14 protein-coding genes and 1 riboswitch are annotated in these 15,380 nt (G+C 61.3%); of the genes, 3 read left to right on the top strand and 11 right to left on the bottom strand.

The genetic code is table 11. From position 1 onward, the window contains the following. Positions 1-6 precede the first annotated feature (6 nt). From AC3IX1_RS02590 to AC3IX1_RS02560, 7 genes are all read right to left on the bottom strand, one after another. Positions 7-531 carry a retropepsin-like aspartic protease family protein gene (locus AC3IX1_RS02590; protein WP_489387019.1) on the bottom strand — a complete coding sequence of 175 codons (525 nt, stop codon included), beginning with the start codon at positions 529-531 and terminating at the stop codon, positions 7-9. Next, on the bottom strand, positions 528-1,517 hold the full coding sequence (locus tag AC3IX1_RS02585; RefSeq protein ID WP_489387018.1) for an esterase-like activity of phytase family protein: 990 nt from the start codon (positions 1,515-1,517) through the stop codon (positions 528-530). Before AC3IX1_RS02585 ends, AC3IX1_RS02590 begins: the two co-directional genes overlap by 4 nt. After that, the gene (gene parE, locus AC3IX1_RS02580; RefSeq protein WP_489387017.1) at positions 1,517-3,421 is read right to left on the bottom strand and encodes a DNA topoisomerase IV subunit B; all 1,905 of its coding nucleotides are present in this window, start codon (positions 3,419-3,421) and stop codon (positions 1,517-1,519) included. Before parE ends, AC3IX1_RS02585 begins: the two co-directional genes overlap by 1 nt. 50 nt (positions 3,422-3,471) lie before the next feature. Then, positions 3,472-4,080: a YqiA/YcfP family alpha/beta fold hydrolase gene (locus tag AC3IX1_RS02575; RefSeq protein ID WP_489387016.1), complete on the bottom strand. Its 609-nt coding sequence runs from the start codon at positions 4,078-4,080 to the stop codon at positions 3,472-3,474. Between the two features lie 202 nt (positions 4,081-4,282). Continuing rightward, a complete protein-coding gene (cpdA, locus tag AC3IX1_RS02570) occupies positions 4,283-5,098 on the bottom strand; it encodes a 3',5'-cyclic-AMP phosphodiesterase (RefSeq protein WP_489387015.1) in 816 nt (271 codons plus the stop codon). Between the two features lie 112 nt (positions 5,099-5,210). After that, positions 5,211-5,663, bottom strand: coding sequence for a DUF1249 domain-containing protein (locus AC3IX1_RS02565; protein ID WP_007977461.1), 453 nt, complete (start codon positions 5,661-5,663; stop codon positions 5,211-5,213). Then, entirely contained in the window at positions 5,654-6,271 is a 618-nt protein-coding gene (locus tag AC3IX1_RS02560; protein WP_489387014.1) for an NUDIX domain-containing protein, read from the bottom strand. The genes AC3IX1_RS02565 and AC3IX1_RS02560 overlap by 10 nt, the downstream gene beginning before the upstream one ends. Positions 6,272-6,497: 226 nt before the next feature. Here AC3IX1_RS02560 and AC3IX1_RS02555 point away from each other — a divergent pair, with 226 nt between their 5' ends. Continuing rightward, positions 6,498-7,244 (top strand): RsiV family protein, encoded by a 747-nt coding sequence (locus AC3IX1_RS02555; protein ID WP_489387013.1) that lies wholly within the window; start codon positions 6,498-6,500, stop codon positions 7,242-7,244. Here AC3IX1_RS02555 and cytX read toward each other — a convergent pair. Further along, on the bottom strand, positions 7,213-8,505 hold the full coding sequence (gene cytX / locus AC3IX1_RS02550; protein WP_489387012.1) for a putative hydroxymethylpyrimidine transporter CytX: 1,293 nt from the start codon (positions 8,503-8,505) through the stop codon (positions 7,213-7,215). The genes AC3IX1_RS02555 and cytX overlap by 32 nt on opposite strands. A 199-nt stretch (positions 8,506-8,704) precedes the next feature. Then, positions 8,705-10,594 (bottom strand): phosphomethylpyrimidine synthase ThiC, encoded by a 1,890-nt coding sequence (gene thiC, locus AC3IX1_RS02545; RefSeq protein ID WP_489387011.1) that lies wholly within the window; start codon positions 10,592-10,594, stop codon positions 8,705-8,707. Positions 10,595-10,760: 166 nt separating this feature from the next. After that, a riboswitch (TPP riboswitch) is annotated at positions 10,761-10,866 on the bottom strand. Positions 10,867-11,070: 204 nt separating this feature from the next. On the opposite strand from thiC, the gene AC3IX1_RS02540 reads away from it, so the two are divergent. Beyond that, positions 11,071-12,510, top strand: coding sequence for a TolC family outer membrane protein (locus tag AC3IX1_RS02540; protein ID WP_489387010.1), 1,440 nt, complete (start codon positions 11,071-11,073; stop codon positions 12,508-12,510). Between the two features lie 83 nt (positions 12,511-12,593). Here the strand turns inward: AC3IX1_RS02540 and waaA are convergent, their stop codons facing one another. Both waaA and AC3IX1_RS02530 read right to left on the bottom strand, forming a co-directional pair. Beyond that, a complete protein-coding gene (gene waaA / locus AC3IX1_RS02535; RefSeq protein WP_489387009.1) occupies positions 12,594-13,871 on the bottom strand; it encodes a lipid IV(A) 3-deoxy-D-manno-octulosonic acid transferase in 1,278 nt (425 codons plus the stop codon). Between the two features lie 11 nt (positions 13,872-13,882). After that, positions 13,883-14,785, bottom strand: a complete 903-nt coding sequence (locus AC3IX1_RS02530) for a LysR family transcriptional regulator (protein ID WP_191622243.1) — start codon at positions 14,783-14,785, stop codon at positions 13,883-13,885. A gap of 103 nt (positions 14,786-14,888) precedes the next feature. Between AC3IX1_RS02530 and AC3IX1_RS02525 the strand changes: the two genes are divergently transcribed. Beyond that, positions 14,889-15,221, top strand: a complete 333-nt coding sequence (locus tag AC3IX1_RS02525) for a DMT family transporter (protein WP_489387008.1) — start codon at positions 14,889-14,891, stop codon at positions 15,219-15,221. Positions 15,222-15,380: the final 159 nt, after the last annotated feature.

Genomic DNA, 15,380 nt, shown 5'->3' with positions numbered 1-15,380 from the left:
CGGGCCTCATCGGTTCGTTGTCTGGCGCAGCAGCATGGTGCCACCGCGCTGGGTAAATTCAAGTTTGTTCAGTGCGCTCATGCCGAGCAACACCTGATCGCCATGCAGCCCCGGGGCCACCAGTGCGCGTACATCCCGCAGCACGATGTCGCCCAGTTGCAGGCGTTCGATACGGGTGCGATAGCCCTGGCTCAGGCCATTGGCCGTGCTCAGGGTCACGCCGAATCCTTCTTCGAGCTTCAAGCGCTTGGCCAGGTCCAGTGGGATCGATACATCGGTCGCCCCTGTATCGAGCATGAAGTCCACCGTCTGGCCGTTGATCTGGCCGCTGGCGACGAAATGCCCCTGAGCGTTGCTCACCAGTTTCACCTCAATGAAACCTTCGCCCTGCTCCGAACTGACCACCACATTCGGATTTTGCTGACGCGCTTCCCACTGGCCGAAAAACCGCGTGGCCAGAAACAGCGCCGCACACCAGGCCAGCACCATGAACACTCGGCCGATGCGCTGCCCCGGGCTTTGTTGTCTCATGGCCTGGCACTCCAGCCACCGTCCGGTGCAGCGAAGCGCCAGACCACCGGACGGACTTCGCCATCGGCGCGCGCGCCAAAATTGTTGTCGACACCGATCCAGGCGCCATCGGCATCCACGATCAACGCCTCTTCCAACCCGTAGTCCTGTGAATAACGACGGTTTTCCTGCAACAACTCGGCAGCGTACGACCAGCAGCGCTCGACCTTGGCCGTCTGCGCATCACGGCGGCAGATCTGGAAGGCATTGCGTTCAAGGGTGAACAGCTTGCCGTTGAACAGCGACAAATCAGAGAAGTCCCGCGGCACGGGCTTGGCATGGGGAAACTGCTCGGGCTGCATTTCCATGCCCGCCTCGCTCAGCAGCACGCAGCCACCGTCGCAATCCCACAACGTCTGTTTGCGCTTGATCATCAGCAATCCCCGGCCTTGACGCTCGGCGGCGAGCCACATCTGATCCCCCGCCGGATTGACCGCCAGCCCTTCGAACAACGCATTGAATTGCAACAGCAGGCCTCTGGCCCGGGCCTCGCGAACCAGCATCGGCGAGACTTTCAGCCAGGCGGCGGGCCCCATTGGCGGCACTTGCAAGACAGCGGCATGGCCTTCGCTGACGATATAGCGATTGCCGGCGCTGTCGCAGGTGATGCCTTCGAAATCCAGATCGCCGCCACGCACGAACGACGCCCCCCAGACGCGAGACTTCAGCCCCCAGGGCAAACCGCTGTCAGGCACCGGCGGTACGTCGATGTGCACCGTTTGTGCCTGCCACACTGATTCGCGGGTATCCAGGCGGTAGATCTGATCATCGTCGCGGTCGGAAACTGCCCACAGGTCATTGCCGCACTGCGCAAGCCCGGACAGGTTGCCACCGCGCATGCCGTCGATGACATGCCCGGACAACAGGCGCAGCTGTGGCACCGGCTCGGCGGATACCGTAATCGACGTCAGCAGCAACCCACAGGCCAGGGCAAAGCCCAGACGCATCAGCCCAGCACCTCGGCCAGGTTGCCCTTGGACTCCAGCCAGGTCTTGCGGTCACCGGCGCGTTTCTTCGCCAGCAGCATGTCCATCATTTCCGAGGTAGCCTCGAAATCTTCCAGGGTCAACTGCACCAGACGCCGGGTGTTCGGGTCCATGGTGGTCTCGCGCAGCTGCGGCGGGTTCATTTCGCCCAGACCCTTGAATCGGGTGACTTGCGGCTTGCCGCGCTTCTTCTCGGCCACCAGACGATCAAGGATGCCGTCGCGTTCGGCTTCATCCAGGGCGTAGTAGATTTCCTTGCCCAGGTCGATGCGGTACAGCGGCGGCATCGCGACGTAGACGTGACCGGCATCCACCAACGGGCGGAAATGCTGGACGAACAACGCGCACAACAAGGTTGCGATGTGCAGACCGTCGGAGTCGGCGTCGGCGAGGATGCAGATCTTGCCGTAGCGCAGCTGGCTCATGTCCGCCGCGCCCGGATCGACGCCGATGGCCACGGCGATGTTGTGCACTTCCTGGCTGGCCAGCACTTCGCTGCCGTCGACTTCCCAGGTGTTGAGGATCTTGCCGCGCAACGGCAGGATCGCCTGGAATTCCTTATCCCGCGCCTGCTTGGCCGAGCCGCCGGCGGAATCACCTTCCACCAGGAACAGTTCGGAACGCATCGGGTCCTGCCCGGCACAGTCGGCCAGCTTGCCCGGCAACGCCGGCCCTTGGGTAATGCGTTTACGCTCGACCTTCTTGCTGGCCTTGAGGCGACGACCGGCGTTGTTGATCGCCAACTCCGCCAGCAGCATGCCGGTTTCCGGGTTGGCATTGAGCCACAGGCTGAACGCATCCTTGACCACACCGGAGACGAACGCCGCCGCTTCACGGGACGACAGGCGCTCCTTGGTCTGGCCGGAGAATTGCGGTTCCTGCATCTTCATCGACAGAACGAAGGCGATGCGCTCCCAGACGTCTTCCGGCGCCAGCTTCACGCCGCGCGGCAACAGGCTGCGGAATTCGCAGAATTCGCGCATGGCGTCGAGCAGGCCCTGACGCAAACCGTTGACGTGGGTGCCGCCCTGGGCGGTCGGGATCAGGTTGACGTAGCTTTCCTGGACCGCGTCGCCACCTTCGGGCAGCCACAGCAGCGCCCAATCCACGGCTTCCTTGTTACCGGCAAAAGCGCCGCAGAACGGTTCGTTCGGCAGGCGCTCGAATTCACTGACCGCATCCACCAGGTAGGAACGCAGGCCGTCTTCGTAATGCCATTCGACTTTCTCGCCGGTGGCCTTGTCTTCAAAGCTGACCAGCAAGCCCGGGCACAGAACGGCCTTGGCCTTGAGCACATGCTTGAGGCGGCTGATGGAGAATTTCGGGGAGTCGAAGTATTTCGGATCCGGCGCAAAGAACACGCTGGTGCCGGTGTTGCGCTTGCCGACAGTGCCGACGACTTCCAGCTCGGTGGCCTTGTAGCCATCCTTGAAGGTCATCTGGTATTCGTTACCGTCACGCTTGACCCGCACCCGCGTTTCGGTGGACAAGGCGTTGACCACTGAAATACCCACCCCGTGCAGACCGCCGGAGAACTGGTAGTTCTTGTTGGAAAACTTGCCGCCCGCGTGGAGCTTGGTGAGGATCAACTCGACGCCCGAAACACCTTCCTCGGGGTGAATGTCCACCGGCATGCCACGGCCGTCGTCGCTGACTTCCAGGGAATGGTCGGCATGCAGGATCACCTGTACCGATGTGGCATGCCCGGCCAAGGCTTCGTCGACACTGTTGTCGATGACTTCCTGGGCAAGGTGGTTCGGCCGACTGGTGTCGGTGTACATGCCGGGGCGTTTGCGCACCGGGTCGAGGCCCGAGAGGACTTCGATGGCGTCTGCGTTATAAGAGCTAGCGCTGGGAGTGGCCATGGGGTCTCGTCGTCAGTGTTCGGTGAAAAAGGAATTCATGGGGCTATCGCTCACAATGCGGTGAAATCGATTGCCTGATACAAATCGGCGCCAATGCCGGCAAAACTCAACATGGCCGGCAGTCGCGCGGCAAAACCCTGGAAACTGTGGTCGCCGCCGGCCTGGATACGCAAGGCGCATGCCCGGTAATACTGCTGGGCGAGGCGATAGTCCAGCGTTTCGTCAGCTGTCTGCAACCATACCTGATAACGCTGTGGATCCTGGGGCGCCGGCACTTCCAGTTCGGCCAGGGCCGTCACGTGGTCGTGGGTCATTTCCCAGGTCTCTTCGGTATACAGGTTTTTCTGCGTCCCCAGAAAGCCGTCGAACATCCGGTGCGGGCTGACGGCAGGGTTGATCAACAGGGCTTTCAAGCCAAGGCGCTCGGCCAGGTGAGTGGCATAGTAGCCGCCGAGCGAGCTGCCGACCAGCAGTGGCCGCCCCAGCTCGGCAATCGCCTGCTCCAGTTGCGCGATCGCCTGGCGCGGGTGGTGGTGCAACGCCGGTACGCGCAAGTGTTCGCCCAGGCCCAGACGCTCCATCACCTCGACCAACTGACAGGCCTTCTTCGACAACGGCGAGCTGTTTAAGCCGTGGATATAAAGGATCGAACCGGACATTTGAGCTCCCTGTGCGTCGGCTAAAGAGGCGGAGTTTACAGGGACCCGGGGGAATCGGGGATATCCGCGGAATTCAGGGTGCCTGAACGGACGCCATCGCGGGCAAGCCCGCTCCCACAGGGACCTGAGGCGCTCCAAAAAACCTGTGGGAGCGAGCTTGCTCGCGATGGCCGCGCCTCGGTTTCTGGAAATGAAAGAGCAATCAGTAGCCGTTGGAGCCGTAGTCCACGGTGAAATCGAACCCGGTGACCCGCTCCACCCCGGTTTCCAGCCGCCCGTCGGGCAGCAGTCGCAACCAGCGATAACCCGGCGCCTGTTCGCCGACCTTGAAATCCTCGCTGCCGGGCTCGAACTGGATGCAGGTCGAGGGCGAGGCGATCAGACGCACGCCGTTACGCATTTGATCGATTTCCTGGTGCACATGCCCCCACAGCACGGCACGCACCTGTGGAAAACGATCCAGCACTTCAAAAAATGCCTCGGGATTGCGCAGACCGATAGGCTCCATCCACGCACAACCAATCGAAACCGGGTGATGGTGGAAGCACACTAGATGATGACGCTCCGGCGCTTCGCTCAACGCGCGGGCGAGCAGCTGCAACTGTTCATCCTCCAAATAACCCGGCACAGAGCCTGGCACCGCCGAATCGAGCAAGGTGACTCGCCAGTTGCCGATATCCACCACCGGTTCGAGCAAAGCGCTCTGCACCGCCGCCTCGGCCATGATCCGTGGTTCATCGTGATTACCGGGAATCCAGCGCGCCGGCGCATCGAGCTGGCGCGTCATGTCGCGAAATTGCTGGTAGGACTCCAGCGTCCCGTCCTGGGACAGATCACCCGTGGCCAGGATCAAGTCAATCCGCGGCTGTTGCGCGCGTACCAGTTCGATGACCTTTTGCAGGCTGTCACGGGTGTTCATGCCCAGCAACGCGCCGTCCGCTTGGGCAAACAGGTGGCTGTCGGAGAGTTGCACCAGCAACGCCGAATCGGCGGTGGTCAATGTGGATACGCTCGGCAAGGCGTTCTCCCAGGGCGTGATCACGGGGATGGGTAAGTGCCGCAATTATGCTGGGGGACGATCGAAAGGGGAAACCTGAGAACCTGACATGGTTCACAACTGCGCTTCACAACTAACGTACTACTTCGTACTCATGCCCCAGCGCCAGGCAATGGCTCAGCCATTCGCCCAGAAACATGTTCAGCTGGGCCTTTTCGTCCGGCTGGTGCATCGAGGCATTCGGGTAAGGATAGATGCCGCGAAAGCGTCGTGCATGTTCGGCGCTGACCACTTCGGCCATGCGCGCGTCGTGATAGACCTGCACTTCCAGTTGCGGCACCGGCAGCCAGGGCAGACTGTGCTCCTGACGCACCTGCAGGGTCGTGGTGTAAGGACAGGTCAGCAGCACCTCCAGCGCCAGCACGCCGAGCATCTGGTCGCCATGGGTCACGGCGATGCGCCGCGCGGCGGGCTCGCTGCGCATGTCCGGCAGCAGTCGCATCAAGCGCGCGTAGTTCGCCTCGCAGGATGCTTGCAGCCCCACCAGGTCCACCCGATAGCGATCGCGCAGCTTGTTTACAACCATAACCCCCTCACTTCAACGCGATTCAAAGCCAGCCATTGCAAGGCAATGATGCTCGCCGCGTTGGCAATACGCCCGTCGCGTACGGCTTGCAGGGCATCTTCGAACGCCCAGACCGTGACGCGAATATCTTCTGCCTCTTCCTCCAGCCCATGCAGGCCGCCAACCCCGGTAGTATCGCAACGCCCCAGGTACAGATGCACGAATTCGTTGCTGCCGCCCGGCGATGGAAAGTATTTGGTCATTGGCCAGAGCGCCCCGATTTCAAGCCCAGCTTCCTCCTGCGCCTCGCGGTGAGCAACTGCTTCCGGCACTTCATCCTTGTCGATCAGACCAGCGACCAGTTCGATCAGCCACGGGTTGTCGGTCTTGTCCATGGCGCCGACGCGAAACTGCTCGATCAACACCACTTCATCGCGCTGCGGATCGTAAGGCAGCATGCACACCGCGTCATGGCGAACGAACACTTCGCGATTGATCTCGCGGCTCATGCCGCCTGCGAACAATTCGTGGCGCAAGTGCACGCGTTCGAGTTTGTAGAAGCCCTCGTAGCACTTTTCGCGCCGCACGATATCAACGGCGGTCGGAATGGCGTTGGCAAAATCCGTCATGACTATCCTCTTTTACTGCAAATCCTGTTCGAGGCTGCTTTTTTTCCTGGGCCTCGACTTCGCGCCATCCTAACGCGCCCGTGACGTTTGATGCAGCCCCTTTACCGTCAGCGGGATGGACGGTGAGGGCGAAACCCACTCTAATTAGCTTAGTGGCGAACTGACTGCTTTGTTGAGAGTCGAAGCCGGTAACTTTTTGCCTTCCCCTGTTTCAGAAAGGACGCTCATGTCGCTTTTCAAAATCGCCTCCGTGGCCGCTATCGCCCTGACTCTGGGCGCTTGCGCGAGCCTGTTCCAGCCCAACTACCGGACGCCGCTGGAAACCACCCGCGACGCCTCCGAGCAACTCAAGCCCGGTTGCAGCAACCCGGATTGCCCGCTGGTCAACATCGACACCCTGCACTTTGCGGACGAGCCGGCACTGGACGGCATCATCGAAAAGCGCCTGCTGCAAATGACCCGAACCTCGCCCGACGCGCCGGTTGCCCCGACCCTGGCGGCCTATCGCGAAGAGTTTTTGCGCACCGCCGGCCCGCGCTTCAGCAGCTATCTGCAGGCAAAGGTACGTGAGCAGCATGACGGCTTGGTGATCATCGAATTGTCCAGCTACCTGGACACCGGCGGCGCCCATGGCACCCCGGGTCGAGGTTTCATCAACTATTCGCGCCAGCAGCATAAAGTGCTGACGCTGTCGGACATGCTGGTCCCAGGGCAGGAAGACGCGTTCTGGAAAGCCGCGCAAGTGGCACACAACAGCTGGCTTATCAGCACCAAGCTCGATCAGGAACCGGAGTTCGTGAAGAGCTGGCCGTTCCAGAAAACCCAGAACGTGGCGCTGACCTACGGTGGGGTGATCCTCAAGTACGAAACCAGCACCATCGCGCCTTACGCGCTGGGCCATGTCGAACTGAAGATCCCCTACCCTCGCCTGAACGGCATCATCAAGCCCGAGCTGTTTCCAGGCCGTAACTGAAGGCCCGGCCCAGCACTAGCTGGAGCAACCCTGCCACTACCAGTGCCGGCAGGGTTGCGCCGATATCCGGATACAGGTTGGCCAACAAGTGATAGGTGCTGACCCCGCCCAGCCAGGCGAGCAGCGCCGGCCAGCGTAGTGCGGCCGAGGCCACCTGGGCGCTGCGCTTGCGCAGGATGAAGTGGTCCACCAGCACCACGCCGAACAACGGCGCAAACACCGAACCGATCAGCAGCAGGAAGTTCTGGTACTGGGCCAACGGCGCCAGCAGGGCAATCAGCGTGCAGATCACACCGATGGCCAGTGCCAGGTGCTCGACTTTGGCGCGCAACAGAATCCCGCTGGACACCGCCGCCGAGTGAATATCGGCAAAGGCGTTTTCCGATTCATCCAGCAGAATCAGCAGCAGCGGAATCCCCAGGCCGGCACCGGCCAGCGCCAGCAGCAAGGCATTGACTTCACCGCTCGGCGCGAACGCCAGGGTGTAGGCCACGCCCAGGCTCATCAGCCAGAAATTACCGATGAAGAAACCGATGGCGGTGCCACCGAAGACGTTTTTCGCCCGCTTGCCGAAGCGCGAGTAGTCGGCGATCAGCGGCAACCACGAGAGCGGCATGGCAATTGCGATGTCGAAACCCACGGCGAACGGCATCGAACCGTCACCGGCCAGGGCCCACAACGCAGCCAGGTCGGCCTTGGCGAACAGGTTCCAGGTCAGCCAGGTGCACGCGGCCAGCAGCAGCCAGATGCCCCATTTGCGCAGGATCTGCCGCACGAACGTCAATGGACCGCTAACGGCCAACAAGGTCGCCAGGGCGCCGAAAAACAGTGTCCACAACACCGGATTGGACATCAGGCTGCCGTCACTGAACGCCTTTGCGCCCAGCAGGCTGGCGGCATCGCGCATGACGATGATTTCGAACGAGCCCCAGCCGATCAGTTGCAGCAGGTTCAGCACCGCCGGCAGGCTCGCGCCTTTGGCACCGAGGCTGAGCTTGAGCGCGGCCATCGACGACAGGCCGGTGTCGCTGCCAATCACCCCGACCGCCGCCAGCAGCAGAACGCCGACCAGGGTGCCGAGGAAAATCGCCAGCAACGAACCGGACAGGCCCAGGCCCGGCGCGAGCAATGCACCGGTTTGCAGCACCATCAGGCCGATGCCGAGGGAGAACCACAGGGAAAACAGATCGCGACCGCCGAACACACGTTTGTCGGTCGGCACCGCGATGTCGGGTGAATAAGTACTCGGTTGAATGCTCAAGGGTGTTATCTCAGAGGGACATTTGTTGTTGTGTTGTTCACACACTCCCTTGTGGCGAGGGGGCTTGCCCCCGTTGGGCGGCGAAGCAGCCCCAAAACAGACAACTGAATTCTGCCTGTGAGAATTCATCGCCGGATTTACGACCGCTTCGCGGCCGAACGGGGGCAAGCCCCCTCGCCACAGGGTTATCAGTGCCGAATCAAACTTTCTGGTAAAGCTGACTGCCTTCCTGCTTGAAGCGTTCGGCCTGTTCGGCCATGCCCTGGGCGACGTCCACGTCGACCGCTTCGATCCGTTGGTTGGCCGCATACTCGCGGACTTCCTGGGTGATCTTCATCGAGCAGAATTTCGGCCCGCACATCGAGCAGAAGTGCGCGACCTTGGCCGAATCCTTCGGTAGGGTTTCATCGTGATACGAACGCGCGGTGTCCGGATCCAGACCCAGGTTGAACTGGTCTTCCCAACGGAATTCGAAACGCGCCTTGCTCAAGGCATTGTCGCGGATCTGCGCGCCCGGATGCCCCTTCGCCAGATCGGCGGCGTGCGCGGCGATCTTGTAGGTGATGATCCCGGTCTTCACGTCATCCTTGTTCGGCAGGCCCAGGTGCTCCTTTGGTGTCACGTAGCAGAGCATGGCGCAACCGAACCAGCCGATCATCGCCGCGCCGATACCGGAGGTGATGTGGTCGTAGCCCGGTGCGATGTCGGTGGTCAGCGGGCCGAGGGTGTAGAACGGCGCCTCGTCGCAGCACTCCAGCTGCTTGTCCATGTTCTCTTTGATCAACTGCATCGGCACGTGGCCCGGGCCTTCGATCATGCACTGCACGTCGTGTTTCCAGGCAATCTTGGTCAGCTCGCCGAGGGTCTCCAGTTCGCCGAACTGCGCTTCGTCGTTGGCGTCGGCAATCGAGCCCGGACGCAGGCCATCGCCCAGCGAGAAGCTGACGTCATAGGCCTTCATGATTTCGCAGATGTCTTCGAAATGGGTGTAGAGGAAGTTCTCTTTGTGGTGCGCCAGGCACCACTTGGCCATGATCGAACCGCCACGGGAGACGATACCGGTCACGCGTTTGGCGGTCATAGGCACGTAGCGCAACAGCACACCGGCATGGATGGTGAAATAGTCGACGCCCTGCTCGGCCTGTTCGATCAGCGTGTCGCGGAACAGCTCCCAGGTCAGGTCTTCGGCAGCGCCGCCGACTTTTTCCAGGGCCTGGTAGATCGGCACCGTACCGATCGGCACCGGCGAGTTGCGGATGATCCACTCGCGGGTTTCGTGAATGTGCTTGCCGGTGGACAGGTCCATGACCGTGTCCGAACCCCAGCGAATGCCCCAGGTCAGTTTCGCCACTTCTTCTTCAATGGACGAACCCAGTGCGCTGTTGCCGATGTTGCCGTTGATCTTCACCAGGAAGTTACGGCCGATGATCATCGGTTCCAGTTCGGTGTGGTTGATGTTGGCCGGAATGATCGCGCGGCCACGGGCGATTTCGTCACGGACGAATTCGGGGGTGATGATTTTCGGCACGCTGGCGCCGAAGCTGTGGCCGGCGTGTTGCTGGTCCAGCAGGCCGGCGGCGCGGGCCACTTCCAGCTTCATGTTTTCGCGGATGGCGACGTATTCCATCTCGGCGGTGATGATGCCTTGGCGCGCGTAGTGCATCTGGCTGACGTTGGCACCCGGCTTGGCGCGGCGCGGGTTGTTGACGTGGGCGAAGCGCAGCTTGGTCAGCTCCGGGTCGGCAAGGCGCTCCTGGCCGAAATTCGAGCTCAGGCCGCTCAGGCGCTCGGTGTCGCCGCGGGATTCGATCCACGGCGAACGCACATCGGCCAGGCCTTTGCGCACGTCGATGATCACGTTGGGGTCGGTGTACGGGCCCGAGGTGTCATACACCACCACCGGTGCGTTGATTTCGCCGCCGAAGTCGGTCGGGGTCACGTCCAGGCTGATTTCGCGCATCGGCACGAGGATGTCCGGGCGGGTGCCCTGGACATAGATTTTTTGCGAGCGGGTAAACGGCTGAACCGATTGCTGATCGACCTTGGCCGAGTCACTCAGGTTGGTGGCGATTTTTGATTTTGTAGTCATCACGGGCTCTCCAGACACACATCCAGGCAGTGGATTTTTTGTCGGAGCGAACCTGTAAACGAATGGACGCACGGGCGCTGGGAAAACCAGCTGTGCTGTGCTCAGTGCTCGAGGGGTGTTCGATTGTCGAACAACATCCCGGACGAAGCACAAGAGGACTCGCCGGGTGACGAGAAATCTTGTTCCCTACGCAGGCGCTAACCTGATCAGGTTCAACGGGATCCGAAATTATTCGATCTCAGCCTCATAGCAAGGCACCCCGACAAGAACCCGGCCAGTCTAGACACAACTGGCAAAGAACGCCAACCCCACTGCAAATACCGTGATGAATGGCGTAATTACACGCAGTATCAGGATTGTTGCCGCCCCAATGCACAACTACACTCGCTACGCTGAGCCGGCATTGACGCTGTCAAAGCGGGGCCTTAGCCTTGGCGCTCAAATTACCTCTGTAATATCAATTCTAGGGATCGTCTATGCTGCGCAAACTCTCACTGGCCCTCGCCGTGTCTTGTGCGTCCAACGGAATGGCCTGGGCAGCAGATGTGCCCTTATCGGCCAAGACGGACCTGGTCAGCGTTTATCAGGAAGCCGTCAACAACAACGCCGACCTGGCGGCTGCCATCGCCCAGTACGGCGCGCAGAAAGAAGTCGTGCCCCAGGCCCGCGCCGGGCTGCTGCCGAACCTCTCGGGCGGCGCCAATGTTTCCGAGGTGCGTACGTCGCTCGATCAACCTTCGGGCACGACCAACCGCGATGCTCATTCGTACCAGGCCACCCTGGCGCAACCCTTGTTCCGCGCCGATCGCTGGTTCCAGTTCCAGGCCGCCAAGGAAGTCAACGAACAGGCTGCCCTGCAACTCTCGGCGACCGAGCAAAACCTGATCCTGCAAACCGCTGACAGCTATTTCAACGTGCTGCGCAGCCAGGACAACCTGGCCTCGACCAAGGCCGAAGAAGCGGCGTTCAAACGCCAGCTCGATCAATCCAACGAGCGTTTCGATGTCGGCCTCTCGGACAAGACCGACGTATTGAACTCACAGGCCAGCTACGACACCGCACGCGCCAACCGCATCGTTGCGCAGCGCCAGGTGGACGACGCCTTTGAAGCATTGATCACCCTGACCAACCGCCAGTACAACTCGATCTGGGGCATCAGCCATAACCTGCCGATCCTGCCGCCAGTACCGAACGACGCCAAGGCCTGGGTCGAAACGGCGGGCAGGCAGAACCTCAATCTGTTGGCCAGCAACTATGCCGTCAGCGCCGCCGAGCAAACCGTCAAGCAGCGCAGGTCCGGGCACCTGCCAACGGTTGATGCAATCGCCCAGTACGAGAAAGGCGACAACGACGCACTGGGCTTCAGCAATCCGAACAACCTGCCCCAGGCGTACGGCGGCAACGTCGACCAAACGACCGTGGGCCTGCAACTGAACATCCCGATCTACAGCGGTGGCCTGATCAACTCCCAGGTGCGTCAGTCCTATGCACAACTGGACCAGACCGAGCAGCAACGCGAATCCCTGCGCCGGCAGATCGTGGAAAACACTCGCGACCTGCACCGTGCGGTGAACACCGATGTCGAGCAGGTACAGGCGCGCAAGCAATCGATCATCTCCAACCAGAGCGCGGTGGAAGCGACTGAAATCGGCTATCAGGTGGGTACGCGAAACATCGTCGACGTGCTGGATGCACAGCGCTCGCTCTACACCTCGGTGCGCGACTACAACAACACCCGCTACGACTACATCCTCGACAACCTGCGCTTGAAGCAACAGGCCGGCACGTTGAATCCGGGGGATCTGCAAACCCTGGCACGCTGGCTCAATCCGAACTACAACCCGGACAAGGACTTCCTGCCACCGGATCTGGCCAAGGCGGCAGCGGAGCAGCTGAAAGCGCGACCTGATCAGTAAAAGCAAAAGCTTCGCGAGCAGGCTCGCTCCCACAATGATTCGAGTGTGGAAGCGAGCCTGCTCGCGAATGAATACAGCTCGGTCTAACGCTCGATCAACCGCCCCAACCCATCCAGCAACCGCTGCAACGCCCCCTGATTGGTACGCATCACTTTCAACCCGGCCTCTGCCATGCGCTGCGCATCTCGCGGCAGTTCGAACAGCCGCTGCACCGCCAACGCCAACCCTTCTGCATCCTCCACTTCCTGCAACGCCCCGGCGCTGCGCAACTGTGCGGCGATTTCGAGGAAGTTGAAAAGATGCGGCCCGCTCAACACCGGTTTAGCCAGGGCCGCCGGCTCCAGCAGGTTATGCCCGCCATTCGGCACCAGGCTGCCACCGACGAATGCGCTGTCTGCCAGGGCGTAGAGAAACAGCAACTCGCCCATGGTGTCGCCCAGCAGCACTGAAGTATTCGCGCTGACCGCATCGCCGCTGGAACGCCGGACCGTGGCAAACCCTTGTTGCTGGCACAACCCGTACACCGAATTGAATCGCTCAGGATGACGCGGTACCAGAATCAGCAAGGCATCGGGATGACTGGCGAGCAACTGACGATGGGCCGCCAGCACCACCTCGTCTTCGCCGACATGGGTACTGGCGGCGATCCACACTGGTCGTTCCAGCGCCAGCCATTGCCCGCGCAATTGGCTGGCGCGCTCAAGCAGTTGCGGGTCGATGGTCAGGTCAAACTTGATCGAACCGGTCACATCGACGGTTTCCGCTCGCGCGCCCAGGTCGCGTAAGCGCTGGGCTTCGGTTTCGGTCTGCACTGCGAACAGACTCATCTCCGCCAGCATTGGCTGGGTCAGCTTGGGGAACCGGCCATATCCCCTGGCCGAACGCTCGGACAGCCGCGCATTGGCCAACGCCACGGGAATCCCGCGTTTGGCACACTGATGGATATGGTTGGGCCACAGTTCGGTTTCCATGATCACCGCCAGTTTCGGCTGGACCCGATCGAGGAAACGCCGGGCAGCGCATGGCAAGTCATAAGGCAGATAACAGTGCTGGATGCGCGGCTCATTGGCGAACAGTGCATGGATGCGTTCCGAACCGGTCGGCGTCATGCAGGTCACGGTGATCGGCAGATCCGGATAACGCGCCAGCAAGGCGCGGATCATCGGTGCGGCCGCAATGCTTTCGCCCACCGATACGGCGTGCACCCAGATGCCGCCCGGTTTCATCGCCGGCATCCCGCAGGAAAAGCGCTCGCCGATGCGCCTGGCATACGCTGGCGCCTTGCGCGCGCGCAGCCAAAGCCGAATCGCTACCAATGGCAGCCCCAGATAAAACAGCGCGGTGTAGAGAGTTCTATTCATGGCGGCGGAGTTTATCGGCTTTTTTCGCCTATCGTCTGCAAGTGCACGGCAAAACGTTCGGCGAGCCAGCGCGCGGCCGGGCCGAGCGGTTCATCCCGGCGCCATACCAGTTCCACCACTAGGGCCGGCGGGGTCCATTCGCTGACCAGTTCGACCATCTGGTTCTGATAGGTCGGGTACTGCACCACGTGGCGCGGCAACCAGGCCCAGCCGAGGCCACGCACCAGCCATTCGGCCATCACATAGAAGCTGTCGGCGCGCCAGACCTGCGGGCTGGCCGGATCACTGCCGGGATAAATGCTCGACTCCGTGGACATCAGCAACTGCCGATGTTGCGCCAGTTGCTGGCCGTCCACTGCGCCTTTGCGCGCCAACGGATGATCCTTGCCGCACACCGTGACCATTTCCACGCTGCCCAGCACCCGCCGCTCAAGCGCCTCGGGAATCTGATCGTGAAAGAACAGCAGCCCCAGATCGGCGCGCCGCTCCACCAGCTTGCGCGCGACATCGCCTTGGGCGGCGCTGGTCAGTTGCACTTCAAGGCTGGGGAATTTTTCCGCCAGGGCCTCGAAGCTTTCGATGATCGGCTGATAAGGCATCGCCTCATCCTGCGCCACGCGCAGTCGCGCCTCCTGCCCGCGCATCATCGCCAGCGCCCGGCCATTGAGCCGTTCGCACTGGCGCAACACCTCCCGCGCTTCGTCCAGCAAAGCCGTACCGGCTTCAGTGAGTTTCGGCTGACGGCCGCTGCTGCGGTCGAACAGGCTGACGCCCAGGTCTTCTTCCAGCAACGCTATCGAACTGCTGACCGCCGACTGCGCCTTGCGCTGATCCCGCGCCACGGCAGAAAACGAACGCTGCTCCGCTACGCTGACAAACAACCGCAACTGCTCCAGATTCCATTGCATGCTCATGGCTTAACCCATCTTCAAAACAGATAGGTAATGACTTTACCGCATCTGGCGAATCTCTAGAATGCCGACCTCAGAGAGCAACACTTCACACGAGGATTGAACCATGACCGCCTACTACTACCTGGCCATTGCCATCTGCGCCGAAGTGATTGCCACTGTTTCGATGAAAGCGGTCAAAGGCTTCAGCACCCCGCTGCCACTGGTGCTGGTCATCGTCGGTTACGGCATTGCCTTCTGGATGCTGACCCTGGTGGTGCGCAGCGTTCCGGTGGGTGTGGCATACGCCGTGTGGGCCGGCATGGGGATCGTGATGGTCAGCGTTGCGGCACTGTTTGTCTATGGGCAGAAGCTGGACGTGCCGGCGATGCTGGGGATGGCGCTGATTGTGCTGGGCGTTGTGGTCATCCAGCTCTTCTCCAAGACGGCCGGGCATTAAGTCCGAAGCATGATTCATTGTAGGAGCGAGCCTGCTCGCGAAAGCGGTGTGTCAGTCGACATTGATATCGACTGACACGCCCTCATCGCGAGCATGCCCGCTCCCACAGGTTTTGTGTTCACCTCTTGATCCAGTAAATCCCCTCCACTTCGAGTCTGT

The sequence above is a fragment of the Pseudomonas sp. KH_046_2 genome, from assembly GCF_057838985.1.
The sequence above is the reverse complement of the archived record's forward strand: the minus strand, read 5'-3'. Positions and strand labels throughout refer to the sequence as shown.

What these genes read in the sequence shown, in the direction of transcription:
- AC3IX1_RS02555 (WP_489387013.1), top strand. Translation starts at nt 6,498, where the DNA reads ATGTCGCTTTTCAAAATCGCCTCCGTGGCCGCTATCGCCCTGACTCTG.
- AC3IX1_RS02575 (WP_489387016.1), bottom strand. Translation starts at nt 4,080, where the DNA reads ATGTCCGGTTCGATCCTTTATATCCACGGCTTAAACAGCTCGCCGTTG.
- AC3IX1_RS02590 (WP_489387019.1), bottom strand. Translation starts at nt 531, where the DNA reads ATGAGACAACAAAGCCCGGGGCAGCGCATCGGCCGAGTGTTCATGGTG.
- AC3IX1_RS02540 (WP_489387010.1), top strand. Translation starts at nt 11,071, where the DNA reads ATGCTGCGCAAACTCTCACTGGCCCTCGCCGTGTCTTGTGCGTCCAAC.
- AC3IX1_RS02525 (WP_489387008.1), top strand. Translation starts at nt 14,889, where the DNA reads ATGACCGCCTACTACTACCTGGCCATTGCCATCTGCGCCGAAGTGATT.
- waaA (WP_489387009.1), bottom strand. Translation starts at nt 13,871, where the DNA reads ATGAATAGAACTCTCTACACCGCGCTGTTTTATCTGGGGCTGCCATTG.
- AC3IX1_RS02565 (WP_007977461.1), bottom strand. Translation starts at nt 5,663, where the DNA reads ATGGTTGTAAACAAGCTGCGCGATCGCTATCGGGTGGACCTGGTGGGG.
- thiC (WP_489387011.1), bottom strand. Translation starts at nt 10,594, where the DNA reads ATGACTACAAAATCAAAAATCGCCACCAACCTGAGTGACTCGGCCAAG.
- AC3IX1_RS02530 (WP_191622243.1), bottom strand. Translation starts at nt 14,785, where the DNA reads ATGAGCATGCAATGGAATCTGGAGCAGTTGCGGTTGTTTGTCAGCGTA.
- parE (WP_489387017.1), bottom strand. Translation starts at nt 3,421, where the DNA reads ATGGCCACTCCCAGCGCTAGCTCTTATAACGCAGACGCCATCGAAGTC.
- AC3IX1_RS02560 (WP_489387014.1), bottom strand. Translation starts at nt 6,271, where the DNA reads ATGACGGATTTTGCCAACGCCATTCCGACCGCCGTTGATATCGTGCGG.
- AC3IX1_RS02585 (WP_489387018.1), bottom strand. Translation starts at nt 1,517, where the DNA reads ATGCGTCTGGGCTTTGCCCTGGCCTGTGGGTTGCTGCTGACGTCGATT.